We start from the raw sequence: 24,037 nt of genomic DNA on the forward strand, positions 1-24,037 counted from the left end.
GTAACCAAGAGATGCGCGAAAAGGCGCATGCCGACGCGCTGTCGGCTCGGCTTCAGACCAGCAGGAGGTAGACCAGCGCAACCAGAGCCGCCCCGACGCCGGTCGCGATCAGGGCGTAATCGGTGCGGAGGTCGTCCTGCACGTCAAGCGAGGTTTGAGTCTCTTTGCTCATGGCGACGGTCTAGGCCAGGCCCGACCAGACTTATGTGAAGTGGATCACATCTCCCCGGATTCTTTCGGGGGTAGGACCGGAACAGGCGGACGGGACGGGAATTGTCTCCCGCGGTCCGTCAACAGGGAACGAGGCAAGCGATGCGGCCAGAACGGCAGCCCAACACTTGGCAGTCCCAGACTTGGCGGAGCGAGGCGGGCAGCCGGCTTTGGCTGTCGGGGCTGATTGCGGCCATGGAGCACGCTGAGCGGCCCGACGTGCGTCGCCAGCCGGTCGCCCCCGAAATCCTGCTCGACCTGCGGGCACAATTGGCGTTAACGGCCCTGGTCCGGTTCGCCCCAATTTCGACCCTGCGTCACTAGGATCTATTCACCAGCCAATTTGAGCCTCGGCCCGGCCACACCTTCGCGCGCCCGCAGCCGGGCTTCTTCGCGCGGCAAGTAGTCGCGGGTCATCGGCACCACGCCCTGGCGGCGCGTGAGCTGGATCTGGAAATTCATCATGGCTTGCTTGCGGAACGTCATCTCGCAGGCCGCCAGATAGAATTCCCACATCAGCGCGAAGCGCTCGTCGTAGAGCTGCACGGCTTCCTCCCGCCGCGCCATGAAACGTTCCCGCCAGGCTTTCAGCGTTTCCGCGTAGTGCAGACGCAGGATCTCGATATCGCAGACCAGCAGGCCGGCGCGCTCGATCGCCGGCAGCACTTCCGACAAGGCCGGGATGTAGCCGCCGGGGAAGATGTATTTGGCGATCCAGGGGTTGGTCGAGTCCGGGCCCTGCGAGCGGCCGATCGAATGCAGCAGCATGATGCCGTTCTCGCTGAGCAGCTCGGAGCAGCGCTGGAAATAGGTGTCGTAGAAGCCGGCGCCGACATGCTCGAACATGCCGACCGAGACGATGCGGTCGAACGGGCCTTCGGCGTCGCGATAGTCCTGGAGCAGAAATCTGGCCGAGCCGGACAGCCCCTTTTCGGCCGCGCGCGTATTGGCGATCTGCAATTGCTCGGTCGACAGCGTCACGCCGGTGACATCGGCGCCGGTGGTCTCGGCGAGATAAAGCCCGAGCCCGCCCCAGCCGGAGCCGATGTCGAGCACGCGCTGGCCGGGCCTGACGAGCAGCTTGGCGGCGATGTGCCGCTTCTTGGCGAGCTGCGCGTCGTCGAGCGTCGCCTCCGGCGTCTCGAAATAGGCACAGCTGTATTGCTTGTCGGCGTCCAGAAAGAGCGAATACAGTCGGGCGTCGAGATCGTAGTGATGCGCGACGTTCCGGCGGGCGCGCGAGGGCGGATTGAACTGCTTCAGGTGCCGCGTCAGGTAGCGTAGATGCCACCAGGGTCTTGCCCAGCGTGGCAATAGGTCGGGTTGATCGAGCAGGATCGCGAGGGCGTCAGCTATGGTGCCGCGTTCGACGACGAACTCGCCGTCCATATAGGCCTCGCCAAGCCCGAGCTCGGGATTGATGAGGATCTTCCGCTCCGCCTCGGCAGTGACGAAGCGCACCGCCACCGGCTCGCCGGTGCCGTCGCCGACGGTGAATTTCGATCCACTGGAGCCGGTCACCGTCATCGACCCGCGGCGGATGAATTGAGACAGGAAACTACGCAACAATCGGTCCATCGCCACCTTCCTCTCGAGCGAACCCCAAGAGACGCGACTAACCCGGCTTCATATCGGACGCTCAGGTCCCGCTCTGGTTCCTATGCGTTTGCATCCAAATCTAGGGAGGGCGGGCCGGCTGCGCTATTGCGCTGTATTCACAGCCGATATTCCAAAAGGGCTTAATCACGTCCTTGCGCGCCGAGCCTGCTTCCATTCGCGGCTCAATCGGATAAAAGGTGACCCCGCCGCCGCGCCGGAGGCCGGCTGCACCTCTCGGAAATTCAATGGAGATGATGGGAATGTCGAGCCGAGCGCTCAGCCTCGCGACGGTACTGCTTCTGATCGGCTTCGGCGCGACCGATGCCGTCTTTGCGCAGGCGACGAACCTCGAGGCCGGCAAAACCCCGTCCCAGCTTTTCGCCCAGACCTGCAATGCGTGCCACAAGAGCCCACGCGGGCTTCTGAAGTCCGTCGCGCCGGGTTCGCTGCCGGGCTTCCTGCGCCAGCACTACACCACGAGCTCGGACATGGCGGGCATTCTCGCCTCCTATCTCGTCTCCAACGGCGCCACCGACACGCGCTACCAGGCCAAGGACGGCAAGAAGGACGGCGCCAAGGAGAAGGACGCGAGCACCAATCCGGAGCCTCAGGGGCGTCGCCCGCGCGCCCAGGACGCCGCCCGGCCGGACGGCGAGGCTGCGCCAGCGGCCGAGGGCGCCCGCCAGAAGCGTGCGGCGCGGCCGGCCGAGGACGGCTCGAAGCCGGAGGAACAGGCTGCGCCCGAGGGACGCAAGGGCAAGCGCCGCGGCAAGCCCGGTCCCGAGGCGACGCCGAAGGTCGACGCCGGCGCGCCAGCCACTGAAGAGAAGAGCGAGCCCAAGCCGGAGACCAAGCCGGAGACCAAGCTCGACGCGGCCAAGCCTGACAGCGCCAAGGTCGAACCCCGCGGCAGCGAGACCCCGGCGCTGCGGCCCGATCCGGTCCCGCCGATAACGCCCGCAGCACCGGCGGCCGCGAAGCCTGCCGAGCCCAAACCGGCGGCGGAAGAGGCAGCTCCCAAGCCTGCCGCGCCGGCTGCGAGCTCTGAACCGGCGGCCAAGCCGCAGGAGCCGGCCCCGCCCGCGACCGCCGCAGCCCCGCCTGCCGCGCCGGCCGAGTCGTCCGGCCCACCAGCGCCACCGATCTCGCGCTAAGCCAGCCCGCTTCGCTCCACATGCCGAGGCCGCGTTCGTCGCGGCCTTTGCCTTGTATTGACCTGTTTAGAGCACTACTCTAGAGTTATACTCCAGGAGGCGTCGATGACGGCGAGCGTGCGAGACGACCTGTTGGCAGCCGGGCTGGCCGTGTTCGACCGCGTCGGCTTCGAAGCTGCGACCGTGGCCGCGATCCGCGCCCGCGCGCGCGCCTCCAACGGCAGCTTCTTTCACGCCTTCGGCTCGAAGAAGGAGCTTGCCGGTGCGCTGTTCCTGGAGGTCTTGCGGCACTATCACGCCGCGGTGCTGGCCGCGCTCGATCCTGTGCCCGATGCGGAGCAGGGCATCGATCGGCTGATCCGTGCACATCTTGACTGGGTCGTGACCAGCCGGCGCGAGGCGCGCTACCTGTTTGAGATTTCGCGCAGCGAGTGGGGCGAGGACGTCCGCGACGCTCAGCGCGCGCAGAATGCGCGCCTTGGCGACGGCATCGAGCGCTGGCGCGCGCCGCTGGTTGCCAACGGCGAGCTCCTGCCGATGACGCCGGCGATGTTCGTCAGCCAGCTCATCGGTCCGGCGCAGATTTTCTGCCGCGCCTTCCTGTCGGGACGCGACCGCGCCGATCCGCGCGTCGAGGCCGACACGCTGATCGCCTGCGCCATCCGTGCGCTACGGCCGCTCGATCGCGTCACCAAGCAATAAGGAGAGACTGCATGCGCGCCGAAGCAGATCCGGAATTCGCTCCAATTGCCGAGCACATCCATGCCAATGTCGGCCGGCAGGGCTTCATGAACCTGGTCGGCGCCGAGCTGTCGGAATTGACGCGCGGCACCTGCACGATTGCCGTGGATCGCCGGCCGGAGCTGCTGCAGCAGCACGGCTTCTTCCATGGCGGCGTCACCGCTTTCCTGGTCGACAACGCCACGACGATTGCAGCCGCCACCTCGCGTGGCCAGCCGGCGCTGACCGCGGAATACAAGCTCAACCTGTTGTCGCCCGCGGTCGGCGAGAAGCTGATCTGCCGTGCCCGGGTGATCAAGCCGGGCCGTCAGGTGTCGGTTGTTGCCGCCGACGTGTTCTGCGTCAGCGACGGCGTCGAGAAGCACACGGCAACGGCGCTGGCCTCGATCGCGATGTTGAGCGAGGACGTTGCCGCCAAAACGAAAAGCCCGGCCGCCTGAGGCAGCCGGGCTTTCTTGTTCGTCATTCCGGGATGGCGCGCAAGCGCCAGGCCCGGAATCTCGAGGTTCCGGGTTCGGTCCTGCGGACCGCCCCGGAACGACATGCTTCGCTTACTTCTCTTCCGCGGCCGGTGCCGGCTCGACCTCGTCGTGCTCGGCTTCCGGATCGAAGAATTCGCCGGCGGCGGCGATCGCCTCGGCGGCCGCGTCGCGGTCTTCGTTGCGGGTCGAGATGTCCTCGCCGCGGTTGATGCGCTCGGCCTCGTCCTGGCTGCGCGCAACCGTGACGGTGATCTCGACCTCGACCTCGGGGTGAACGGCAACGATGACCGTGTGCTTGCCGATGGTCTTGATCGGCGCGTCGAGCTGCACTTGCGGACGGTCGAGGTGGACGCCGTCGGCCTCGAACGCCATGACGATGTCGCGCACCGTGACCGAGCCGAACAGCTGGCCGGCTTCGGAAGCCTGGCGGATCACGATGATGTTCTTGTCCTTGATCTTCTCGGCGACCTTGGAGGCTTCGCCCTTGGCCTGGAGGTTGCGGGCCTCGAGCTCGGCCTTCATGCCGTCATACTTGGCACGGTTGTCGGCGGTGGCACGCAGCGCCTTGCCGCGCTTGAGCAGGAAATTGCGGGCGTAGCCGTCGCGAACCTTCACGACTTCGCCCATCTGGCCGAGCTTGTTGACGCGTTCCAGCAAAATGACTTCCATATTCGTTCTCCTTTTGAAGTGCTCTCTTGGGTTTCGATTTTCGGGGTTGAACTCAAGGGGTCGGCAGCGGCGGCGGCTGCCGGCTGCGCAGGAAGCGTTCGCGGAAGCCGAACATGGCATCCGCAAGGCCGAGGATCACCATCGCGATCACGGGCCATCCGAACACGACCACGACGGCGTAGGTCGAGCCGAGCCAGAACGTGCGGCTCTTCAGCGCCAGCGTGAGGGTGTGCAGCACGGCGAAGCCGGTCAGCGCATAGCCCATCATCAGCGCCGCCGCGGTGATCTGGGCGACGATCGCGAGCAGCCCGCCGGTGAAGCAGAAGGCGAGTGCGACGCAGAGCGCCACCAGAGTCATCGGCGGCAGCTCTGCCGTCTTGATGTCCGGCCACGGGCGCCGCAGCCGGCCCGACGTCGCGGTGATCTTGGCGCTGAGCCAGAGGTTGAGGGTCAGCGTCATCATCGCGATGATGGTGGCGCCGGCCGGTGCGATGCGCACCAGCGCGTCGACGAACTGACCGACTTCGCCGGAGCTTTGCGGGTCGGTGGCGCGGAGGAGGCGCATCAGGCCGCGCCGCAGCGTGCCGAGGATGGTGTCGGCATCGGTCCCGAGCGTGAGCAGGGCAGCCATCGTGGTCAGGGCGGCGAAGCCGGCGAGCCACAGCAGGATGCGGCCGACCGGATACCATTCGAGCTCAGGTGCGGCGGCTGGTTCGGCGGCAGCGTTCGGCGCGACAGCTCCCACGGGACGGCTGAGCAGGGCGAGATGGCCGAGCCACCAGGCCGGCAGTGCGACGGTGAGGGCGAATGCAATGCAATAGGGCAGGCCGAACAGGGCACCGAGGCCGATCGCAGCAGCGATACCGCCGAGACTGGCGCAAAGCGGTCCCCAGCCGATCGCGGCGACCATCAAAGGGAGCGGTGCGAGATAGAACAGGACGAGCGAGATCAGCGCGCCCGAAATGATCGAGGCGAACATCAGGGCCGACGCAGCGCCGGCGATCAGGGCTATCAGCACAAATGCAATCATCAGCTGTCCCGCTCCCTTCGAGCGGTTAGAGGCAGTTCGCCCCAACCATCGGCGACCGGACGACCCGGAAGCCTTATGAGATCGAAAAGTTGCGACCGGCGGCTCAGGCCGCCGGCCGAATTGGTCGTCTTAGCGAATGACGTAGGGCAGCAGGCCCAGGAACCGCGCGCGCTTGATGGCGCGGGCGAGCTCACGCTGCTTCTTCGCGGACACCGCCGTGATGCGGCTCGGCACGATCTTGCCGCGCTCGGAGACGTAACGCATCAGGAGCTTGGAGTCCTTGTAGTCGATCTTCGGAGCATTGGCGCCCGTGAACGGGCAGCTCTTGCGACGACGGAAAAACGGACGGCGTGCACCAGCTTCAGCCATTGTTCTTACTCCCCATCCGTCGTGGTTTCAGCTTCTTCGCGCGGACGGCGCGGGCCGCGGTCGCCGCGGAAGCCACCACCGTCGCGATCGCCGCCACGGAAACCGCCCTCGCGGTCGCCACGGAAGCCGCCTTCGCGCTCGCCGCGGAAGCCGCCGCCACGGTCGTCACGCTCGCGGTCGCGGTCGGCCTTGCGCATCATCGCGGACGGGCCTTCCTCGAGCTCCTCGACGCGGACGCTGAGATAGCGGATCACGTCTTCGCTGATGCGCTCCTGGCGCTCGATCTCGGCGATCGCCGCGGACGGCGCGTCGATGTTGAGCAGCACGAAGTGCGCCTTGCGGTTCTTGTTCATGCGGTAGGTGAGGGAGCGCACGCCCCAATTCTCGGTCTTGGTGACCTTGCCGCCGAGACCCTCGACGATCCCGGTCATCTGCGCAGTCAGCTCTTCGACCTGCTGCGTGCTCGCGTCCTGACGCGCGAGAAAAACATGCTCATAAAGAGCCATGGTGGTCCTTTCCTCATGTTGGCGCATCGCCCGGCGTCAAGCCCTTAAGAGGCCTTCGGAAAGGACTCTGGGATTAAGCTCAGAAGGCGGAAACACGGGACGACGGGCCGACTGGCCCTGCCACACCAAAATCACGAATGATTTGCTGAGACCGTCCGTTCAGCTCCCGGCCGGGGTCTGCGGATGCGCGCCTTATACGGATTTTGGCCGACTTGGCAAGGTTTGAGCGTCTCTCTTTCGGCCGAAGCGACGGTGGGCAGGGCGGCCCATCCACCCTCCCGTACCGGCTTGACGTATTTGTTTGTATGTCATACAAAGAACGGGTCGGGAGGAATTGATGGCGGGTGAATCGATTCAGGCTCCGTTCGAAGCGTCGGCGGGCGATCCGAAGCACGCCGCGCGCGCCACACGATCGGCCGGCCGCAAGATGCGCTCGCTGCTGCTGGATGCGGCCAGTCCGCTGTTCCGGGAGCGCGGGCTGTCGGGCACGGCGATCACCGACATCGCGGCCGCGGCGGACGCATTCCCGAGCCAGATCACCTATTACTTCCGCACCAAGGAGGCGCTGTTCGTCGAATGCGCCTGCCGCGAGCTGCTGTATCTGGCGCGTGCGACCGAGCAGGCGGCGCTGAAGGCGCGGACGCCGCGAGACTACACGCATGCGCTGGCGCAGACCGTGACGGCGAGCGATTCCGTCGCTTTCTTCGCCGAGGCGCTGACATTGACGCGGCGCCGCCAGGATCTCGCGCCGCTCGTGGAGCGCACCATCGAGCGCCTGCACGGCGAAGGCGCGCGCGCCTATGCGAGCCAGGTGGCACGGCACGGCTGGCGCTCGCTGCGGGCGCCCGACGAAAGCTCGCGGCGTTTCTGGGCCGTCGCCATCGGCGTCATTCTCGAAGGCTATGCGATGGGCCGCTCGCCCGAGGAGCTCTGCGCCGAGATGCTGCGGGTGCTCGGCGAGCAGGCGAAATCCACCGACACGGCGCGCCTGCGCCTTGTCGAGGCGCGTGACGCAACGACCACGCCGGACGAGGAGGGTTAGGCCATGACCGCGCTTCGCATGCGTGCCCGCGATTTCCTGACCGACGACCAACTTGCCGACGTGCGCCGGCGAGTAACCTGGAAAGGCGTTGCGCTGATCGCGCACGCCTGGGCGCTGATCGTTGGCGCGATTGCCTTGGTCGCATGGTGGCCCAATCCGGTCACCTATGTCCTCGCCGTCGCGATCATCGGCTCGCGGCAGCTGGGCCTCGCGATCCTGATGCACGACGGCGCGCATGGCTGCCTGTCCGCCGACGAGAAGACCAATCTGACCCTGAGCCAGTGGTTGTGTGCTTATCCGCTGTTTGCGGAGACGCGCAGCTACCGGCGTTACCACCTCCAGCACCATGCGCGCACGCAGCAGGAGGACGATCCCGATCTCGTGCTGTCGGCGCCGTTTCCGATCACGAAGCTTAGCTATCGCCGCAAGTTCATGCGCGACATCACCGGACAGACTGGCTACCAGCAGCGCAAGGCGCAGTTGCTCAACGCGCTCGGCGCGAAGGACTGGCCGTGGCGTCAGCGCCTGGCGCATTTCTGGGACAAGCTCGGTCCGCAATGCATCGTCAATGCAGTGATGTTTGCCGCGTGCGCGGCGGTCGGCGTATGGTGGGCCTATCCGCTGTTATGGCTGGTGCCGCTGCTGACCTGGATGATGGTCATCACCCGAATCCGCAACATCGCCGAGCACGCCGTCGTCCCCGACAGCAGCGATCCCTTGCGCAACACCCGCACCACGCATGCCAATTTTCTCGAGCGGCTGTTCATCGCGCCGTACTACGTGAACTATCACCTCGAGCATCATCTGCTGTTCTACGTGCCCTGCTACAATCTGCCGAAGGTGCATCGGCTGCTGAGCGCGAGCCGTTATGCCGGCCGCATGGAGGTGCAGCCGGGCTATGCCGCGGTGCTGCGGCTGGCGACGGCGAAGCCCGATCGGGATGACCGCCGGGGCGAACTGGTGAACAGCGCGCGCCGTGCGCGGGCGGGCGCGAAGGTCGATGCCAATCAGACCGCCGGCGGGTTCTGAGCCTGCGTATCCCCAGTTGAATGCCCGCCGGGGTTCCCATCGCGGCTTGACAGTCCGGCCCCGGACAGTGTCTACGGCCCCCTTTGGAGCGAGATCCGGAACCATGGCCCAAGGCCGCGCGTAATCGGCTGCCGGTTCTCAAGCGGGATCGTGTCCGACAAGCAGGGAGCGCCGATGACGGCAGCATTCACATTTCCGGGGCAGGGGTCCCAGGCGGTCGGCATGGGCAAGGCCCTGGCCGACGCCTTTCCGGCGGCGCGCGCCGTGTTCGACGAGGTCGATGCTGCGCTTTCCGAGAAGCTGACGGCCATCATCTGGGATGGTCCGGCCGAGACCCTCCAGCTCACCGAAAACGCCCAGCCGGCGCTGATGGCGGTGTCCATCGCCACCCTGCGCGTGCTGGAGGCCGAGGCCGGATTTTCCGTGGGACGAGACGCGGCCTTCGTCGCCGGCCACTCTCTGGGAGAATATTCGGCGCTCGCTGCGGCCGGCAGCCTGACGGTGTCGGATACCGCCCGCCTGCTGCGCACCCGCGGTCTCGCAATGCAAAAGGCCGTCCCGGTCGGTGCCGGCGCAATGGCCGCGCTGCTCGGGCTCGACTACGAGGCCGCCATGGCGGTGGCCAATGAGGCGGCGCAGGGGCAGGTCTGCCAGGCTGCCAACGACAATGGCGGCGGGCAGGTGGTCGTCTCAGGCGACAAGGCCGCGGTCGATCGCGCCGTCGAGATCGCCAAGACCAAGGGTGCCAAGCGCGCGATGCTGCTGCCGGTGTCCGCCCCGTTCCATTGCAAGCTGATGCAGCCCGCCGCCGATGCCATGGCGGAGGCGCTGTCGAAAGTCACGATCAAGGCGCCGGCCGCGCCGCTGGTGTCGAACGTGCTGGCAAGCGCCATCACCGATCCCGACGAGATCCGCCGCCGCCTGGTCGAGCAGGTCACCGGAACGGTGCGCTGGCGCGAGTCGGTCGCCTATATGGCAGGGCAGGGCGTCACCCGATTCTTCGAGATCGGCGCCGGCAAGGTGCTGACCGGTCTCGTCAAGCGCATCGCGGACGGTGCCGTCGGCGTTGCTGTCGGCGGTCCCAATGACATTGCCGCCGCCAAGGACGCCTTAAAGGACGCCTTGGCCGCCGCCAAGCAGGGTTGAGGAGTTATCGATGTTCGATCTGACTGGCAAAAAGGCGCTCGTCACCGGCGCCACCGGCGGCATCGGCGGCGCGATCGCGCAGGCCCTGCATGCGCAGGGCGCGACCGTCGCGATCTCAGGGACGCGCAAGGAAGTGCTGGATGAGCTTGCTGGCAAGCTCGGCGAGCGCGTCTTTGTATTGCCCTGCAATCTCTCCAAGGCCGACGAGGTCGAGGCGCTGGTGCCCGCTGCGGAAGCCGCGATGGGCCAGGTCGACATCCTCATCGCCAATGCCGGCATCACCCGTGACAATCTCTTCGTGCAGCTCCGTGACGAGGATTGGGAGGAGGTCATCAACGTCAATCTGACCGCGACCTTCCGCCTCGCGCGTGCCGCCACCAAGCTGATGATGCGCAAGCGCTTCGGTCGCATCATCGCCATCACCTCGGTGGTCGGCGTCACCGGCAATCCCGGACAGGGTAACTACACCGCCTCGAAGGCGGGCCTGATCGGCATGATCAAGACGCTGGGCGCCGAATACGCCAAGCGCGGCGTGACCGCGAACTGCATCGCGCCGGGCTTCATCAAGACGCCGATGACCGACGCGCTCAACGACAAGCAGCGCGAAACGATTCTGACCAAGGTTCCGGCTGCCCGTCTGGGGACGCCCGAGGACATCGCGGCGGCCGCCGTGTACCTGAGCTCGAACGAAGCAGCCTACGTCACCGGCCAGACCATCCACGTCAACGGCGGCATGGCCATGATCTGAGGCCTTCATTCCGCACTGCCCGCATCGGCGGCGCGGGATGCGGCATACGGCCGTTTCCGGAGCGAAATGAGGCTTGTAGTCAAGGCAATTGAAGTGTGATAACCGGACCTTCAACGGATGGGCAAAGAACGCCATTGCAGGTTTTTGAAACCCTGTATATTGGCGATGCGGAGCCTTGGCCGTCGTTCGCCGGGCCCTGTATCGGTTAGGATGGGGCCAAATCAAAGTTCGTAAGCGAAGGCAAGTAACACGACCACGACGGCTCGTATCGTCCCGGGGGGTCGGGTCTACAGGGAACAACACGAGGTTAAGCAATGAGTGACATTGGCGAGCGGGTTAAGAAGATCGTGGTCGAACACCTTGGTGTTGAACCCGAGAAGGTTGTCGACAACGCGAGCTTCATCGACGACCTCGGCGCCGACAGTCTGGACACCGTCGAGCTGGTGATGGCGTTCGAAGAGGAATTCGGTTGCGAGATTCCGGACGACGCCGCGGAAACGATTCTCACCGTCGGCGATGCCACGAAGTTTCTCGAGAAGAACGCGAAGAGCTAACGCTCTTCATTTTCGCGGGGACAACATTGAAACCGGACGGGCCGCTTCGCAGCGGTCAGCCGGTTTCTTGTTATTGGCCGTGAATCTTTCGATGCGGAGTTTTCGGACATGAGGCGGGTTGTCGTTACTGGTCTCGGCATGGTGTCGCCGCTCGGCTGCGGCGTCGAACCGACCTGGAAACGCATCCTCAACGGCGAAAGCGGCGCGCGCCTGATCGAGAGCTTCGACGTCTCCGATCTTCAGACAAAATACGCCTGCACCGTCGTACGCGGCGACGGCACCAACGGCACCTTCAATCCCGACAAGTGGATGGAGCCGAAGGACCAGCGCAAGGTCGACGACTTCATCATCTTCGGCATGGCCGCGGCCGGCCAAGCGCTCGACGACGCCAACTGGCACCCCGAGTCGGAAGAGGACAAGTGCGCGACCGGAACCATGATCGGATCCGGCATCGGCGGCCTCAGCGGCATCGCCGACACTGCGATTCTCCTGAAGGAGCGCGGACCGCGCCGGGTGTCGCCGTTCTTCATTCCGGGCCGCCTGATCAATCTCGCCTCCGGCTACGTCTCGATCGCACACGGGCTGAAGGGGCCGAACCATTCGGTGGTGACGGCCTGCTCGACCGGCGCGCACGCGGTCGGCGATGCCGCCCGCCTGATCGCGCTGGGTGATGCCGATGTGATGGTCGCAGGCGGCGCCGAGTCGCCGATCAGCCGCATCGGTATCGCCGGCTTCAACGCCGCGCGCGCGCTTTCGACCGGCTTCAATGAGACACCCGCGAGGGCCTCGCGTCCCTACGACAAGGACCGCGACGGCTTCGTGATGGGCGAGGGCGCCGGCGTCCTGGTGCTGGAAGAGCTCGAGCATGCGAGGCGCCGCGGCGCGAAGATCTATGCCGAGGTGATCGGCTACGGTCTGTCGGGGGATGCCTATCACATTACCTCGCCGTCGCCCGACGGCGATGGCGGTTTCCGCAGCATGGCGGCGGCGCTCAAGCGCGCCGGCCTGACCGCATCCGATCTCGACTACATCAACGCGCACGGCACCTCGACGCCGCTCGGCGACGAGATCGAGCTCGGTGCCGTCGAGCGTCTGCTCGGCAATGCCGCCTCCAAGGTCGCGATGTCCTCGACCAAATCGTCGACCGGTCATCTGCTCGGCGCGGCCGGCGCGATCGAAGCGATCTTCGCCATCCTCGCGATTCGCGATAATGTCGTGCCGCCGACGATCAACCTCGACAATCCGTCGGTGGAGACCGCGATCGACCTCGTGCCGCACATTGCGAAGAAGCGGGAGGTCAATGTCGCCTTGTCGAACTCGTTTGGTTTTGGCGGTACCAATGCGTCGGTGATCGTCCGACGTTTGGCCGATTAGTTTGCGTTTGATACGAATCCACCGTTTTGCCGTAATCGGCGATAGTCATGGAAGTGGGCGTGCATTTGGCCCGGCAAGCGATTGTCGGGCCGCTATTGAACCGGTAGGATTCAGGTTGTTTCTATGAGTGAAAGGCCGCCCATTTCGCCGCGGAGTCCGCGGGCCGCACTCGAGCCCGAGCAGCTCCCGCCGCCGCCGAAGCGATCGGAACGCGCCCGCAATCCCTTCGTGGTGGTCGGCAACGCCATCATCACCCTTCTGCTGATCGCCATGCTCGGCGCCGGCGGCGTCTATTATTACGGCCGGCAGGTGCTCGAGGCGCCCGGGCCGCTGAAGGACGACAAGATCGTCAACATCCCGCAGCGCGCCGGCAAGCGCGATATCGCCGAGACGCTGAACCGGGAAGGCGTGACCGACATCAATCCCTGGGTGTTCATCGCCAGCGTTGCCGCGTTGAAGGCGAGTTCGGACCTCAAGCCGGGTGAATATTCGTTCCAGAAGAACGCTTCGCTCCGCGACGTCATTGCCACCATCGTCGAGGGCAAGGTGGTGCAGCATGCCGTGACGATTCCGGAGGGCCTGACCTCCGAGCAGATCGTGGCGCGACTGTCCGACAACGACATCTTCACCGGCAGCGTGCGCGAGCTGCCGCGCGAAGGCACGCTGCTGCCGGAGACCTACAAGTTCCCGCGCGGCACGCCGCGCGAGCAGGTGGTCCAGCGCATGCAGCAGGCGCACAAGCGCGTGCTCGCCGAGATCTGGGAGCGTCGCAATCAGGACATTCCGGTCAAGACGCCGGAGCAGCTGGTGACGCTGGCTTCGATCGTGGAGAAGGAGACCGGTAAGCCCGACGAGCGCAGCCGCGTCGCCGCTGTGTTCGTCAATCGCCTGAAGCAGCGGATCAAGCTGCAGTCCGATCCGACCATCATCTACGGCCTGGTCGGCGGCAAGGGCACGCTGGGCCGCCCGATCAAGCGCAGCGAGATCACGCAGCCCTCGCCCTACAACACCTATGTGATCGAGGGCCTGCCGCCGGGGCCGATCTCCAACCCCGGCCGCGCCTCGCTGGAGGCCGCCGCCAATCCGGCCCGCACCCGCGACCTCTATTTCGTCGCCGACGGCACCGGCGGGCACGCCTTTACCGAGACCTACGACGCGCACCAGAAGAACGTGGCCAAGCTGCGCGCGATGGAAAAGCAGATCCAGAACGACACGGTCGAGCCGGCCGAGGATGCATCGCCGCCCGCCGCCGCTGCGCCCGGGGCCGGCGATACGCCGACGGCGACCACGCCGGCGCGGCCCAATCAGCAGAAAAAGCCGCCGGCGGCACGCCCGGCAGCTCCGGCACCGGCGCGGCAGGGCGCGGTGCAGCCGTCGCCGCCGGTGGTCCAGCGCTAGGTCCGTCGCACAGCTGCTGCGGACTTTGCGGATTCCACATTCCTGCAAGATAGTCTTAAGATTCGCGTGGCCTGATGCCGCGCGAATCCCGTGTTTCTGGAGAATCTGACCTGATGGCGCTGTCGTCCATGACCGGCTTTGCGAGATGCCACGGCGCAAGCGGGCCGTACACGTTCGAGTGGGAATTGAAGTCCGTCAACGCCAAGGGCTTTGACCTCAGGGTGCGGCTGCCGCAGGGCTTCGACGAGCTCGAGGCCCACGCCAAGAAGCGCGCCGGCGAGCTTTTGTCGCGCGGCACCGTCTACGCCAATCTCAACGTCAAGCGCGCCAACGCCGCCGCCTCGGTCCGCGTCAACGAGGACGTGCTCAACGCCGTCCTGAAGGCGGCCGCCATGATCGCCGGCAAGGTCGACGCGGTCGCGCCGAGCATCGATGGCCTGCTCGCCATCAAGGGCGTCGTCGAGGTCGCCGAGCCCGAGGGTGACGAGGAGGAGGACAAGGCCGCGCGTGCCGCTGCCGCCGAGGCCTTCGACAAGGCGCTCGACGAGCTCGTCGCGATGCGCAAGCGCGAGGGCACGTCGCTCGGGCAGATCCTGGCGCAGCGCGTGGACGAGATCGAGCAACTGGCGAAGAAGGCCGAAGCTTCGCCCGGTCGCAAGCCGGAGGCGATCAAGGCGAGGCTCGCCGAGCAGATCGCTGCGCTGCTCGACACCTCCGACCGGTTCGATTCCGACCGTCTGATGCAGGAGGCGATCCTGATCGCCACCAAGGCCGACATTCGCGAGGAGCTCGACCGCATCGCATCCCACATCGCCCAGGCGCGCGAGCTGATCGGCAAGGGCGGCCCGATCGGCCGCAAGCTCGACTTCCTGGCGCAGGAGTTTCACCGCGAGGTCAACACCTGCTGCTCGAAGTCGAACGACATCGAGCTGACCAATACGGGACTGGCCATGAAGAACGTGGTCGAGCAGTTCCGCGAGCAGGTCCAGAATCTGGAGTGATCGATGACGACGGGCGATCACGGAACTGACGGTGTCGAGCGGCGCGGCTTGATGTTCGTGCTGTCCTCACCCTCGGGCGCGGGCAAGACCACGCTGTCGCGGATGTTGCTCGACCGAGAGCCCGGCCTGAAGATGTCGGTGTCGGCGACCACGCGCGCGAAGCGACCCGGGGAGATCGAGGGTCGTGATTACTTTTTCGTGGACAAGTCGCGCTTCGAAGCGATGGTAAAGGGCGACGAGTTGCTCGAATGGGCCACCGTGTTCGACAATCTCTACGGCACGCCGCGTGCTCCGGTGGAGGCGGCACTGTCTGCCGGAAAGGATGTGCTGTTCGACATCGACTGGCAGGGCACACAGCAACTGCATCAGAAAGCCAGCTCCGACGTCGTCCGCGTCTTCATCCTGCCGCCCTCAGCGGCCGATCTCGAAAAGCGCCTGCATTCGCGCGCGCAGGATTCCGACGAGGTGATCCGCAAGCGCATGAGCCGCGCCAGCCACGAGATGAGCCACTGGGCCGAGTACGACTACATCGTCATCAACCACGATGTCGATGAGGCCTTCGCCGAGGTGCAGTCGATCCTGAAGGCCGAGCGCCTCAAGCGCGAGCGGCGGATTGGCCTCGTTGGTTTCGTGCGAGGTTTGCAAGGGCAGCTTCAGGGCTAGGCTCCCGCAACCGCGGCCCTTGCTTCGCCAGCCGTTCCAGCATCGCGGTGATCACGTCGACGTCGACGGCATCCTCGGTCTGCACATCTTCATTGCGATCGACCTCGTCGCGCGCAGCGGGCTTCTTGTCCTCGGTCTTCTTGGCCGCGAGCCGGGGCGCGGCTTCGATCGCGAACGCTCCGTGGAAGATGTCGGCCTTGTCGAGCTCTGCGGCCTTGCTGCGGACGGAGGCGGATTGGGCGGCGATCACGGAGATCTCCCTGGTGAATGCTGCGAGCTGCGCGGTCTGCGGTCGTGCTTCGTCGAAGTCGACCGGGCTCGGCTGCGTGCGCGGCGCGACGGCCGGCGTCGCACCGAGCCATGGCGCGCGGCTTCCGTCATGGTTCTGCGGCGTATCGTCCCAATGCCTGCGGCGGTTGGCGGCCCGGACGCGGACGCCTCCGCCGGCGAAGCGGTAGACGAGGCTGGCGAGGATCCCTGCGAGCGCTAGCGCGCCGCCGATCACCAGCAGCAGCATCTGCACCGAGCCGGCCGGCTTGTCGGTCGTGCCGTCCGTTGCGGCGGCCGGGACCGGAGCCGGGGATTTTGACGGCTTTGCGCTCGGCTGCGCGGCTGCTGCGACCGCGGTCGGCGCGGGCTGCGGCGCTGGAGCGGTGGCCGCCGCTGGGACATCGGGCCACGCCGTGGCGGCGGGAGCTTGCTGCGCGCTGTTGTCAACCTGGTCCGCAGGTTGTTGTGCCGGCGTTGTTGCGGCCGGCGTGATTGCGTTCGGCGCCTTGGCGGCCGCACCACTCCGCGAGCCTACATATTCGGCACGCGCGTTCTGCACGGTCTGTTGCGGCGCTGTTGAATCCGGTGGCGTGTCCGCGGTGGCTTGCGTGGTGGCCTGCGCGGTCTGCACGGCCTTCGCGCTGTCCTTGTCGCCGGCGGCGCGCAAATACCAGCATTGCCGCTTGGTCGTGCGGTCGAGGCGATAGTACCAGTGCTGTCCCTGTGGCGCGGTGCCCTTCGGCGAGGCGAGGCAGTCGGCGGCCGCATTGGCGGTGCTCGATGCGTTCGGCGCGTTCTGCGACACGGCGGCCAGTGGCAGGCCGGCAATAATGCTGCCGACCAGCGCGGATACGAATTTTGCGGTGCGGTTGCCCATCCTGGTCTCCCGGTTACGCATGACGCAACTCTTAACCAGCCCTTTGTCATCAAAGACTTGGGTGGCAATGAGCCGCAAATCCGGAGAGGATGTGGCTTGAATCGGGCCTGCGGGGCGTTCGTTCCGCCGGAAAATCGGGCGTCTTGCCGCCGTTATTGTTTCGCCGAACTCCAGGTTCCGCCGCAGCCGTCGGATCGGCGCCAGGTTCCGGAACCGCCGCGCGCGCCGAGGCGTCCGGAGCTGGTGAAGGTCACGCCGTCGCCTTGACCGACCGTGCTGACCGCGCCGCTCGGGCTGACGGTGCCCGTAACGCCCTGGCCGATGACCTTGCCCGAGGAGACCACGACCGCGCCGGACGTGGTGCCGCCGCAGCCGACGCTGGTCACCACCCAGGCGCCGTCAAAGCCACCGCCGCCGCCACCTCCGCCGCCGCTGCGCCGCGACGACGAGCGCGGCTCCTCGGCGGCCGGCTTGCTTCGCCGCGCCGAGGGCGCGGGCTCCGTCGAGCGGTCCGAACGCGAGCCGGACAGCGACTTCTCGTCATTGCCGATCGATCCCCCGGCGCTGCCGGATTGCGCGAAGGCGGCAGGCGAGGCGAGGGCCGCGGTGAGGAGGACGATGAGGGTGGTTGGATGGGAGACGGCATGGAGCATGATCAAAAAATCCAAAATGAAAAAGGGATCAACGGCCGGAGCCGTCCGCGCAGACGGATCCGATAATGCGGCAAGCTCTGCCAGCCTTGCCGCATTCGTCAAGCGCGGCGTCCCGGGCGCGCTGCACGCCCTCGCGCTGGACCAGCGACCAGGACTTGTCGGAGATCGCGAACGCGCCGCAGCTTCTGCCGTAGAACGAAAGCTCGATCGGGCATTTGGCACCTGCGCAATTGCCGCGGGCGTCCGCTACCGCCGCGCGCCGCGAGGCGTGGTTCCACGAGATGCCCCATTTGCTGCTGTCGGGCCCGTAGACGATTGAGCCCCAGGGCCTGAGATCCTCCATCTTGCGCAGCCGCAGCAGCAGGCCCTCGGTGGCTTCGCCTGTCGGCGCCACGGCGATGCGCTGTTGCAGCTTCGTGATGGCGCGCGTCAGGCCGTCGGACGTGTCAGGATCGAAATTGAGCTCGTAGAGCCGTTCGCTGAGCTCACTGAGCAGCGCCGCATCGCGCAAGGGGACGCGGTCGGGATCGGCGCGCAAACGTCCGGCAGGCGAGGGATCGGGTTGCATCGCCGCGACCGGCGGCGGCGCAGCTTGCGTGGGCGGCACGAAGTAGAACGTGCCGTCGATCGGCGAGGACGACACCCAGGGCTGCTGCGCGCCCGCGGTGGCGCGCTTCACGGCGAGGCCGACCTGGTTGAAGGTCTGGAATACGTCGAGGCCCGCGACGCGGATCGTGGTCGCCAGCGCCTTCGTATAGGGGCTGTGACCGTCGCTGCCGTCCTGCGCGACGTTGCCGGGCTGGGTCGCATAGGAGATCAGCGTGCCCTCGGGCGCACGCATCTGCGCAAGTCCGCCATCCGATGATCGCAGGCCGCGTGAGCCGAACGGATTGTTGCGGCAGGCGTCCAGGATCACGAGGTTGAGGCGGGTGCCGGAGCCCTGCATCTGGCGCAGCACGAGATTGACGTCGGTCATCTGGAAATCGACGTCGGCCTCGCGCGTCGGATTGGCGCCGACCGGCACGAGATAGTTGGAGCCGGCCACCTGCACGCCATGGCCGGCATAATAGAACAGCGCGACGTCGGCGCCCTGGACCTGCCGGCCAAAATTCTGCACCGCGATGTCCATCGCGCCCTTGTCGAGATCGAGCTGGGCGCGTCCGCCGACCAGCGTGAAGCCGAGCGCACCGAGCGTCTCCGCCATCAGGCTCGCATCCTTGGACGGGTTATCGAGCGGTGTGATGTTCCTGTAGGCGGAGTTGCCGACCACCAGCGCGATGCGCTTCTCGGCCGATGCCGGCTCCGCAGCGACAGCAAGCAGCGCCAGCGCGGCCAGACCCAGAACGCGATTGAAAATCCTCGCGCGCATCAAAATTCCCCAAAATAATGGCGCCAGTCTAGCAGCTGGGTGCGCGGGCGGAAAGCGGTGCGAACGGAGGAGGGCGCAGCTCACCCTCGTGTCCCGGACGCGCTGCGGCGTTCTTCCGCTGCTGCGCAGACTGATGGGTTTCGCAAGGGCTCAACCCATCTTACGGGACATGGGTGTGAATCCCCAGCACCCCACGAGCCGCCAGGCTACCAGCGGTAACGCAGCGTGCCGGTGCCCGTGTAGGTCTGCGTGCGATCGGCGAAGGCGCCGTCGAATTTGGCCGACAGGGTGATGCCGCGGGCCAGGTGCAGATCGGCGCCGGTGGAGACGAGCGCGGTGTCTTTCGCGGGCGCCGCGCCGTTGACAACGAAGCTCGCCGTCGGCAGCGTCTGGAACACCGCTGACAGCGCGGGATCGCTGACCCAGTCATGCGCGAAGGCGAGGCGGCCGCGCAGCGTCAATGCCGTGCCGGGTGCAACCAGCATGGCGCGGTCGAAGCGGGCGCCGACTTCGCCGCGCGTGTCAGTCGCGCTGCGGGCGTTGTAGGCGAGACCAAAGCCGCCGCCGGTGAGATCGGTCTCGCTATAGGCCCGTGTGCGGAAGCCCTGCGCCTGCAGCGCCGCGTAAGGCGTGATCGCGACGAGCGGCGTCACGAAGCGATAGCCGCCTTCGATGCGCCCGCCATAGCTCTGCGCATTGAAGCTGGCAGTGAGATGGTCGCCGAAGGCGGCGAAGCGGTCGGTCGACATCCAGTGGTTGGCCGCCGCCAGTGAGGCCGCGACATAGGCCGGCCCGGAGCGGACGGCCGCATAGACGCCGCTCTGGAAGGCATCGCTCCTGCCGCCGCCGAGCCCTTGCATGAGATCCCATCGGGTGCCGCCACCGGCGAGTGCGAAGCCCACCATTGCGTTGCGGGTCAGGTGATAATCGAGCCCTGCAGCGCCGCCCGCGACTTGCGCGGTGACGTCGTGGCTGCCGATGACCGCGTCGCCATTGGTCTTGCCGGTGCCGCCGAAGCCGCTGCCCCACACGCTCCAGCGCGGCCCATACGCCGGCTGAGCTTTGTCTGGCGGCGTTTTCGTCGCTCTCGCATAGGCGAGGGCGATGTCGTCCGGCAAGGCCGCGCGCTCAGGTGCGAAGCCGATTGCCTGGCTTCCGGCACCAATGGCGCCGTTACGCCCGCCGGCGGACGGGTCGAGCATCAGGTCCAGGAACTGGCCCGTGAACTGGAATGCACCCTGCTGCGCGCCGGTAGCAGGCTCTCCGGACAGCTGCGACAGCGCGGTGCGAAGATTGCTGCCAGTGAGGCCGAATACGTCGGCGAAATTCGCCGGCAGCGCGCCGCCGCCGTTGAAGGCGTTGTTGAGCACATCGGCAACGTTCTGCTGGTTCACGTTCAGGCCGGTGCCGGCGCCGAGGGCGGCCGAGAGATTGAGCAGCACATCCGTCGGCGTGTAGCTCAGGCTGGCGACGAAGTTCGTCGCGCTGGCGCCTGCGAAGGTTGTGCCGCCGAGGCCGCCGGCCGCGTGCAGGATCGTGGACTGTTTTGCAACCGTGCTTCCCGGAGCAAGTCTCACCTGCACGCCCGCGCCGGTGAGCGTCGCGGTGCCCGAGACGTCGGCGCGCGAGGCCGTCACCGATCCGAGCTGTACGAGATAAAGCGCGCCCGACTGCATCGCGAGGCTGCCGGAAATGGTCAGCACCGAGCCGGCCCCGCTGAAGCCGGGCGCCAGCGAGCCGCCACTGTTCACGGTTACCGATCCGACCGTGCCGCTGCCGGACAGCGTGCCGCCGCTGTTCACCGTCGAGCTCGACACGATCGAGCCGTTGACCGCAAGCGTGCCGCCATTGACGGTGGTTGCGCCGGTGTAGTTGCTGGCGGCGGTGAAAATGGTGGTGCCAGCCTCGACCGCCACCGTGCCGGAGCTGCCGGAGATGACGGGTGCGAAGGTGTAGTTCGATGTCGTGTGATTGAACACGATGTAGCCGGTGCCGGTCCTGAACCTGACCAACGGCGTGTTCAGCGTGCCGGGCGCAACTGCGGTCTGGCCGGACGCGGCACCGATGTTCAGTGTTCCCACCGAAAAGGCCAAATTGCCAAGCGTCACGGAAGACGCCGAGACGACGGCGCCATTGGCCACCGTCAGCGCGCCGGTGCCGTTCAGTCCGACATCAATGTACGATGAGGTGGTCCAGGACGATCCGGCGCCGGTGACCGTCACGGTGCCCGTCGTTCCCAAAGCGCCGCCGATGATCCCGATCAAGCTGCTCACCGCGCCGCCGTCCGCGATCGTCAGCGTGCCGGTGCCGTTTTGCCCGACATAGAAATTGCTGGAATTGGTCCAGGACGAACCGGCACCGGTGACCGTCACGCTGCCGGTCGAACCGGCATTGGCGGCGATCGCGCCGACCGTGTTGCTGACCGCGCCGCCGCCTGCGATCGTCAGCGTACCTGTGCCGTCCTGACCGACCGAGAGACTGCCGGAATTGGTCCAGGACGAGCCCGTGCCGGTGACCGTCGCCGTGCCGGTCGCGCCGGCATTGGCGCCGATCGTGGCGGTCGTGTTGCTCACCGCACCGCCACTGGCGATCGTCAGCGTACCGTTGCCGGCTTCCCCGATCGAGACTGTGCCGAAATTGGTCCAGGATGAGCCGGCGCCTGTGACGGTCACCGTGCCGGTCGCTCCGGAATTGGCGCCGATATGTCCGTCGGCGCCGTTGCTGACCGCGCCGCCGTTCCGGATCGTCAGCACGCCGGTGCCGGTTTGGCCGACATAGAGATTGCCGGTATCGGTCCAGGTTGAGCCCGCGCCGTCGACCGTCACGCTGCCGGTTGCGCCGGAATTGACACCGATGAACGCGTCGGCGCCGTTGCTCACCGTGCCGCCGTTCTGGATCGTCAGCGTGCCCGTGCCTGAATTGCCGACATAGAGCGCGATCTGATTGGTCCAGGTTGAGCCCGCGCCGTCGACCGTCGCGGTGCCGGTCGCGCCGGCACCGCGGCCGACATGCCCGGACTGGTTGCCCACCGCGCCCCCGTTCCGGATCGTCAGCGTGCCGGCGCCGGAATAGCCGACGGAGAGATCGGCGGAGTTGCTCCAGGACGAGCCTGCGCCATCAACCGTAGCCGTACCGGTCGCGCCGAGAAAGCGGCCGAGGGCCCCGACCGAATCAGACAGCGTCGCCCCGTTCTGGATGGTCAGGCCTCCGGTCGCGGACAAGCCGATGATAACGGTCTGCGCCTGCGCGTTGCCGGACGAGATGACGGCGGCGTTGGGCGAACTGGTGTCGATGGTTGCGTTGGTGGCGTTGGTCGGGACGCCACCGGGCGTCCAATTGCCGGCCGTGAACCAATCCGGGGTGGCGCCGTTCCAGCTTTGAGCCTGCGCTTGTGTCGTTACAGTCCATGCCAGTGTCGCCAGGGACAGTCTTAGTGCGGCCAACGACGCCATGGCGGTCCGACCGCGTTTGACGCCCTGGCTTGGAGACCTCGCTCCCTGCGACATTCCCAGTGCCCTCTTGGCCGGGCACCGAGCGTCGCAAACGACATCTCAACCAGCCTTCCACGGATGCGAGCAATGCGGGCGGCTAGTGACCCGGTTGCGTCCCCTTTCAGCGATGGAACCACATCACTGCGGGCTGGAGCTTGTCAATGATTCCCACCGGTAGCCGCCGGGAAATTTGGCTGACCAGGTCATGGAGACGTGGCGCGCTCTTGCCGTATCGCTGCGGTGGGATTCTGGATTGCTTCGCTGTGCTCGCAATGACGGGCTGGGGCAAGTAGATCGCACTCAATCGGCTTTTGTAATTGCAGACACGCCTTCACGGTCTCGCGGCGCATTTTTCGCCCGAGCTTTGCAGGTCGTTTGCGCTCTCTGGAGGCCAAAGGGCGCAGGGAAGGCCGGGCGCCGGCGGCACCCGCAAGTCCGTGCGCTGTGAAAATGCACACGGGGTGGACCACAGGTGATGCCGGTCGCCCGGCCTTCCCTGCGCGGCTGGTTTTAACGGTGTCCTTCGTGCTCTCCCCGGGGAGCGATGCACTATTGCCCCCGTCGCCTTGCGGATGATCGATGCGCGCACCCGGTCGGGCCGCCGCATCACCGCACGACTTGACGCACAGACCCCGGGCGTCAGGACCACACGACTTCTCCGTCCGCGGACGGCTCCGCCGAAAGACCTGAAGGCTCGCGTGTGCTCGCCCGCAGGCATCAACGAGACCGCTGTGACCGCGCCGGGTCGTATCGCGCCGCCTGACGACTCACGGTTGCCCGCCCTGTCATCAGGCATGTCGCGCCGGCGCTACCGCGTCCACCGCCACCCGGCCCGCATCTCGTGACGATCGCGAAGCGCCCCTTTGGCAAGGGCCGGGATGAGCGGTGTATGCCACAAATCCGAAATTCGGGAAAGTGGAATATTTTTGGGCCGAGGCCTTGACCAGGGTGTTTTGCCCGACGCCTCGTAAGGGAAAAATCCTCCCTTGGAATTCGAGCGGATCGGGCCCGATTGCGCTAGCCCAATGCCGGGAACGGTTTTGTCGGAAAGACTTGTTTGATGGGCTTGGTCGTTACAACTAAAGTTCTACACCGAGATGGAGGATGACCTTCATGAGCAGACCCGTGAAGACTGAAAGCGAACTCATCGCCATGGCGAAGGCCGAGTTGAAGGTCCACGCCGACTGTCCCGAGGGAATGATAATTTCCATCCTCCGCGACGGCAATTCCTGGGAGTTTCGAGCCAGCGCAGATCGGGCCACCTCGGATCGGCCGGGCTACCCCGAGTGCGTTGCCATGCTCGTCCAGATCGGCGATCACCTCTGCAAGCAGTACGACGTCGAGGGATAGGCGTTCGAGCGCGCACGCAGGTCTCAGAACAGGTGCTCGATCACAGCGACTTGGTCTTAGACGTTAGCGCGGCAGATTGTCTATTTTTGTTGTTGACCCGGAATTTGCTGGCGGTAAATGTGCCTTGCTTCACGCGGCGGGTGGGACCTGAACAGGTCTTGCCGAAAACCGACAACAAGAACGGGCGGAAGCATCAGGAGGGTGGATTAGCTCCCGCGCAGAAGTGGACGGCTGGCGATGTGCCGCCACGGTCATGCTCGCTTGGAGATAGCACTCAGCGAGCGGGGAAAAGACATCGATGCGCCCATTGTT

22 protein-coding genes are annotated in these 24,037 nt (G+C 66.3%); 13 read left to right on the forward strand and 9 right to left on the reverse strand.

The features are described 5' to 3' along the window. Positions 1–537: 537 nt before the first annotated feature. On the reverse strand, positions 538–1,788 hold the full coding sequence (locus D6B98_RS17975; protein ID WP_164718685.1) for a cyclopropane fatty acid synthase: 1,251 nt from the start codon (positions 1,786–1,788) through the stop codon (positions 538–540). A 281-nt stretch (positions 1,789–2,069) separates the two neighbouring features. Here D6B98_RS17975 and D6B98_RS17980 point away from each other — a divergent pair, with 281 nt between their 5' ends. From D6B98_RS17980 to D6B98_RS17990, 3 genes are all read left to right on the forward strand, one after another. After that, positions 2,070–2,963 (forward strand): prolipoprotein diacylglyceryl transferase, encoded by an 894-nt coding sequence (locus D6B98_RS17980; RefSeq protein WP_164718686.1) that lies wholly within the window; start codon positions 2,070–2,072, stop codon positions 2,961–2,963. 105 nt (positions 2,964–3,068) lie between these two features. Beyond that, the gene (locus D6B98_RS17985) at positions 3,069–3,665 is read left to right on the forward strand and encodes a TetR/AcrR family transcriptional regulator (RefSeq protein ID WP_126258267.1); all 597 of its coding nucleotides are present in this window, start codon (positions 3,069–3,071) and stop codon (positions 3,663–3,665) included. An 11-nt stretch (positions 3,666–3,676) separates the two neighbouring features. Next, the gene (locus tag D6B98_RS17990) at positions 3,677–4,144 is read left to right on the forward strand and encodes a PaaI family thioesterase (protein ID WP_126258268.1); all 468 of its coding nucleotides are present in this window, start codon (positions 3,677–3,679) and stop codon (positions 4,142–4,144) included. Between the two features lie 111 nt (positions 4,145–4,255). On the opposite strand, the gene rplI is transcribed toward D6B98_RS17990, so the two are convergent. The 4 genes from rplI to rpsF form a co-directional block, all read right to left on the reverse strand. Continuing rightward, a complete protein-coding gene (rplI, locus tag D6B98_RS17995; RefSeq protein WP_126258269.1) occupies positions 4,256–4,855 on the reverse strand; it encodes a 50S ribosomal protein L9 in 600 nt (199 codons plus the stop codon). Positions 4,856–4,907: 52 nt separating this feature from the next. Next, positions 4,908–5,885 carry a YybS family protein gene (locus D6B98_RS18000; RefSeq protein WP_126258270.1) on the reverse strand — a complete coding sequence of 326 codons (978 nt, stop codon included), beginning with the start codon at positions 5,883–5,885 and terminating at the stop codon, positions 4,908–4,910. A 129-nt stretch (positions 5,886–6,014) separates the two neighbouring features. Then, positions 6,015–6,254 (reverse strand): 30S ribosomal protein S18, encoded by a 240-nt coding sequence (rpsR, locus tag D6B98_RS18005; protein WP_007592020.1) that lies wholly within the window; start codon positions 6,252–6,254, stop codon positions 6,015–6,017. 5 nt (positions 6,255–6,259) lie between these two features. Beyond that, positions 6,260–6,760 (reverse strand): 30S ribosomal protein S6, encoded by a 501-nt coding sequence (rpsF, locus tag D6B98_RS18010; protein WP_126258271.1) that lies wholly within the window; start codon positions 6,758–6,760, stop codon positions 6,260–6,262. Between the two features lie 337 nt (positions 6,761–7,097). Between rpsF and D6B98_RS18015 the strand changes: the two genes are divergently transcribed. The 9 genes from D6B98_RS18015 to gmk all read left to right on the forward strand — a co-directional run bounded on the left by D6B98_RS18015 (position 7,098) and on the right by gmk (position 15,715). Beyond that, positions 7,098–7,802: a TetR/AcrR family transcriptional regulator C-terminal domain-containing protein gene (locus D6B98_RS18015; RefSeq protein WP_126258272.1), complete on the forward strand. Its 705-nt coding sequence runs from the start codon at positions 7,098–7,100 to the stop codon at positions 7,800–7,802. A 3-nt stretch (positions 7,803–7,805) separates the two neighbouring features. Continuing rightward, positions 7,806–8,831 carry a fatty acid desaturase family protein gene (locus tag D6B98_RS18020; RefSeq protein WP_126258273.1) on the forward strand — a complete coding sequence of 342 codons (1,026 nt, stop codon included), beginning with the start codon at positions 7,806–7,808 and terminating at the stop codon, positions 8,829–8,831. A gap of 174 nt (positions 8,832–9,005) precedes the next feature. After that, positions 9,006–9,977, forward strand: coding sequence for an ACP S-malonyltransferase (gene fabD, locus D6B98_RS18025; protein ID WP_126258274.1), 972 nt, complete (start codon positions 9,006–9,008; stop codon positions 9,975–9,977). Between the two features lie 10 nt (positions 9,978–9,987). Further along, complete coding sequence (gene fabG, locus D6B98_RS18030; RefSeq protein ID WP_126258275.1) at positions 9,988–10,725, forward strand: 3-oxoacyl-[acyl-carrier-protein] reductase; 738 nt, start codon at positions 9,988–9,990, stop codon at positions 10,723–10,725. A gap of 314 nt (positions 10,726–11,039) precedes the next feature. Next, the gene (locus tag D6B98_RS18035; protein WP_008551805.1) at positions 11,040–11,279 is read left to right on the forward strand and encodes an acyl carrier protein; all 240 of its coding nucleotides are present in this window, start codon (positions 11,040–11,042) and stop codon (positions 11,277–11,279) included. A 108-nt stretch (positions 11,280–11,387) separates the two neighbouring features. Then, complete coding sequence (fabF, locus tag D6B98_RS18040; RefSeq protein WP_126258276.1) at positions 11,388–12,653, forward strand: beta-ketoacyl-ACP synthase II; 1,266 nt, start codon at positions 11,388–11,390, stop codon at positions 12,651–12,653. 123 nt (positions 12,654–12,776) lie between these two features. Beyond that, positions 12,777–14,051, forward strand: a complete 1,275-nt coding sequence (gene mltG, locus D6B98_RS18045; RefSeq protein ID WP_126258277.1) for an endolytic transglycosylase MltG — start codon at positions 12,777–12,779, stop codon at positions 14,049–14,051. A gap of 113 nt (positions 14,052–14,164) precedes the next feature. After that, positions 14,165–15,052, forward strand: coding sequence for a YicC/YloC family endoribonuclease (locus D6B98_RS18050; RefSeq protein ID WP_126258278.1), 888 nt, complete (start codon positions 14,165–14,167; stop codon positions 15,050–15,052). Between the two features lie 3 nt (positions 15,053–15,055). Then, positions 15,056–15,715 (forward strand): guanylate kinase, encoded by a 660-nt coding sequence (gene gmk / locus D6B98_RS18055; protein WP_126258279.1) that lies wholly within the window; start codon positions 15,056–15,058, stop codon positions 15,713–15,715. Here the strand turns inward: gmk and D6B98_RS18060 are convergent. From D6B98_RS18060 to D6B98_RS18075, 4 genes are all read right to left on the reverse strand, one after another. Next, a complete protein-coding gene (locus D6B98_RS18060; RefSeq protein ID WP_164718696.1) occupies positions 15,648–16,862 on the reverse strand; it encodes a hypothetical protein in 1,215 nt (404 codons plus the stop codon). The genes gmk and D6B98_RS18060 overlap by 68 nt on opposite strands. Positions 16,863–17,014: 152 nt before the next feature. Beyond that, on the reverse strand, positions 17,015–17,515 hold the full coding sequence (locus tag D6B98_RS18065; RefSeq protein ID WP_126258319.1) for a hypothetical protein: 501 nt from the start codon (positions 17,513–17,515) through the stop codon (positions 17,015–17,017). Between the two features lie 28 nt (positions 17,516–17,543). Further along, on the reverse strand, positions 17,544–18,884 hold the full coding sequence (locus tag D6B98_RS18070; RefSeq protein ID WP_126258281.1) for a caspase family protein: 1,341 nt from the start codon (positions 18,882–18,884) through the stop codon (positions 17,544–17,546). A 206-nt stretch (positions 18,885–19,090) separates the two neighbouring features. Beyond that, entirely contained in the window at positions 19,091–22,336 is a 3,246-nt protein-coding gene (locus tag D6B98_RS18075; RefSeq protein ID WP_164718687.1) for an autotransporter domain-containing protein, read from the reverse strand. Between the two features lie 1,152 nt (positions 22,337–23,488). Here D6B98_RS18075 and D6B98_RS18085 point away from each other — a divergent pair. Next, on the forward strand, positions 23,489–23,725 hold the full coding sequence (locus tag D6B98_RS18085) for a hypothetical protein (RefSeq protein ID WP_126258283.1): 237 nt from the start codon (positions 23,489–23,491) through the stop codon (positions 23,723–23,725). Positions 23,726–24,037 lie beyond the last annotated feature (312 nt).

The organism is Bradyrhizobium sp. LVM 105 (assembly GCF_003957705.1).
GTDB lineage: Bacteria > Pseudomonadota > Alphaproteobacteria > Rhizobiales > Xanthobacteraceae > Bradyrhizobium > Bradyrhizobium frederickii.

Coding starts and splice junctions, on each gene's coding strand:
- D6B98_RS17975 (WP_164718685.1), bottom strand. CDS start 1,788: ATGGACCGATTGTTGCGTAGTTTCCTGTCTCAATTCATCCGCCGCGGG.
- D6B98_RS17980 (WP_164718686.1), top strand. CDS start 2,070: ATGTCGAGCCGAGCGCTCAGCCTCGCGACGGTACTGCTTCTGATCGGC.
- D6B98_RS17985 (WP_126258267.1), top strand. CDS start 3,069: ATGACGGCGAGCGTGCGAGACGACCTGTTGGCAGCCGGGCTGGCCGTG.
- D6B98_RS17990 (WP_126258268.1), top strand. CDS start 3,677: ATGCGCGCCGAAGCAGATCCGGAATTCGCTCCAATTGCCGAGCACATC.
- rplI (WP_126258269.1), bottom strand. CDS start 4,855: ATGGAAGTCATTTTGCTGGAACGCGTCAACAAGCTCGGCCAGATGGGC.
- D6B98_RS18000 (WP_126258270.1), bottom strand. CDS start 5,885: ATGATTGCATTTGTGCTGATAGCCCTGATCGCCGGCGCTGCGTCGGCC.
- rpsR (WP_007592020.1), bottom strand. CDS start 6,254: ATGGCTGAAGCTGGTGCACGCCGTCCGTTTTTCCGTCGTCGCAAGAGC.
- rpsF (WP_126258271.1), bottom strand. CDS start 6,760: ATGGCTCTTTATGAGCATGTTTTTCTCGCGCGTCAGGACGCGAGCACG.
- D6B98_RS18015 (WP_126258272.1), top strand. CDS start 7,098: ATGGCGGGTGAATCGATTCAGGCTCCGTTCGAAGCGTCGGCGGGCGAT.
- D6B98_RS18020 (WP_126258273.1), top strand. CDS start 7,806: ATGACCGCGCTTCGCATGCGTGCCCGCGATTTCCTGACCGACGACCAA.
- fabD (WP_126258274.1), top strand. CDS start 9,006: ATGACGGCAGCATTCACATTTCCGGGGCAGGGGTCCCAGGCGGTCGGC.
- fabG (WP_126258275.1), top strand. CDS start 9,988: ATGTTCGATCTGACTGGCAAAAAGGCGCTCGTCACCGGCGCCACCGGC.
- D6B98_RS18035 (WP_008551805.1), top strand. CDS start 11,040: ATGAGTGACATTGGCGAGCGGGTTAAGAAGATCGTGGTCGAACACCTT.
- fabF (WP_126258276.1), top strand. CDS start 11,388: ATGAGGCGGGTTGTCGTTACTGGTCTCGGCATGGTGTCGCCGCTCGGC.
- mltG (WP_126258277.1), top strand. CDS start 12,777: ATGAGTGAAAGGCCGCCCATTTCGCCGCGGAGTCCGCGGGCCGCACTC.
- D6B98_RS18050 (WP_126258278.1), top strand. CDS start 14,165: ATGGCGCTGTCGTCCATGACCGGCTTTGCGAGATGCCACGGCGCAAGC.
- gmk (WP_126258279.1), top strand. CDS start 15,056: ATGACGACGGGCGATCACGGAACTGACGGTGTCGAGCGGCGCGGCTTG.
- D6B98_RS18060 (WP_164718696.1), bottom strand. CDS start 16,862: ATGGGCAACCGCACCGCAAAATTCGTATCCGCGCTGGTCGGCAGCATT.
- D6B98_RS18065 (WP_126258319.1), bottom strand. CDS start 17,515: ATGCTCCATGCCGTCTCCCATCCAACCACCCTCATCGTCCTCCTCACC.
- D6B98_RS18070 (WP_126258281.1), bottom strand. CDS start 18,884: ATGCGCGCGAGGATTTTCAATCGCGTTCTGGGTCTGGCCGCGCTGGCG.
- D6B98_RS18075 (WP_164718687.1), bottom strand. CDS start 22,336: ATGGCGTCGTTGGCCGCACTAAGACTGTCCCTGGCGACACTGGCATGG.
- D6B98_RS18085 (WP_126258283.1), top strand. CDS start 23,489: ATGAGCAGACCCGTGAAGACTGAAAGCGAACTCATCGCCATGGCGAAG.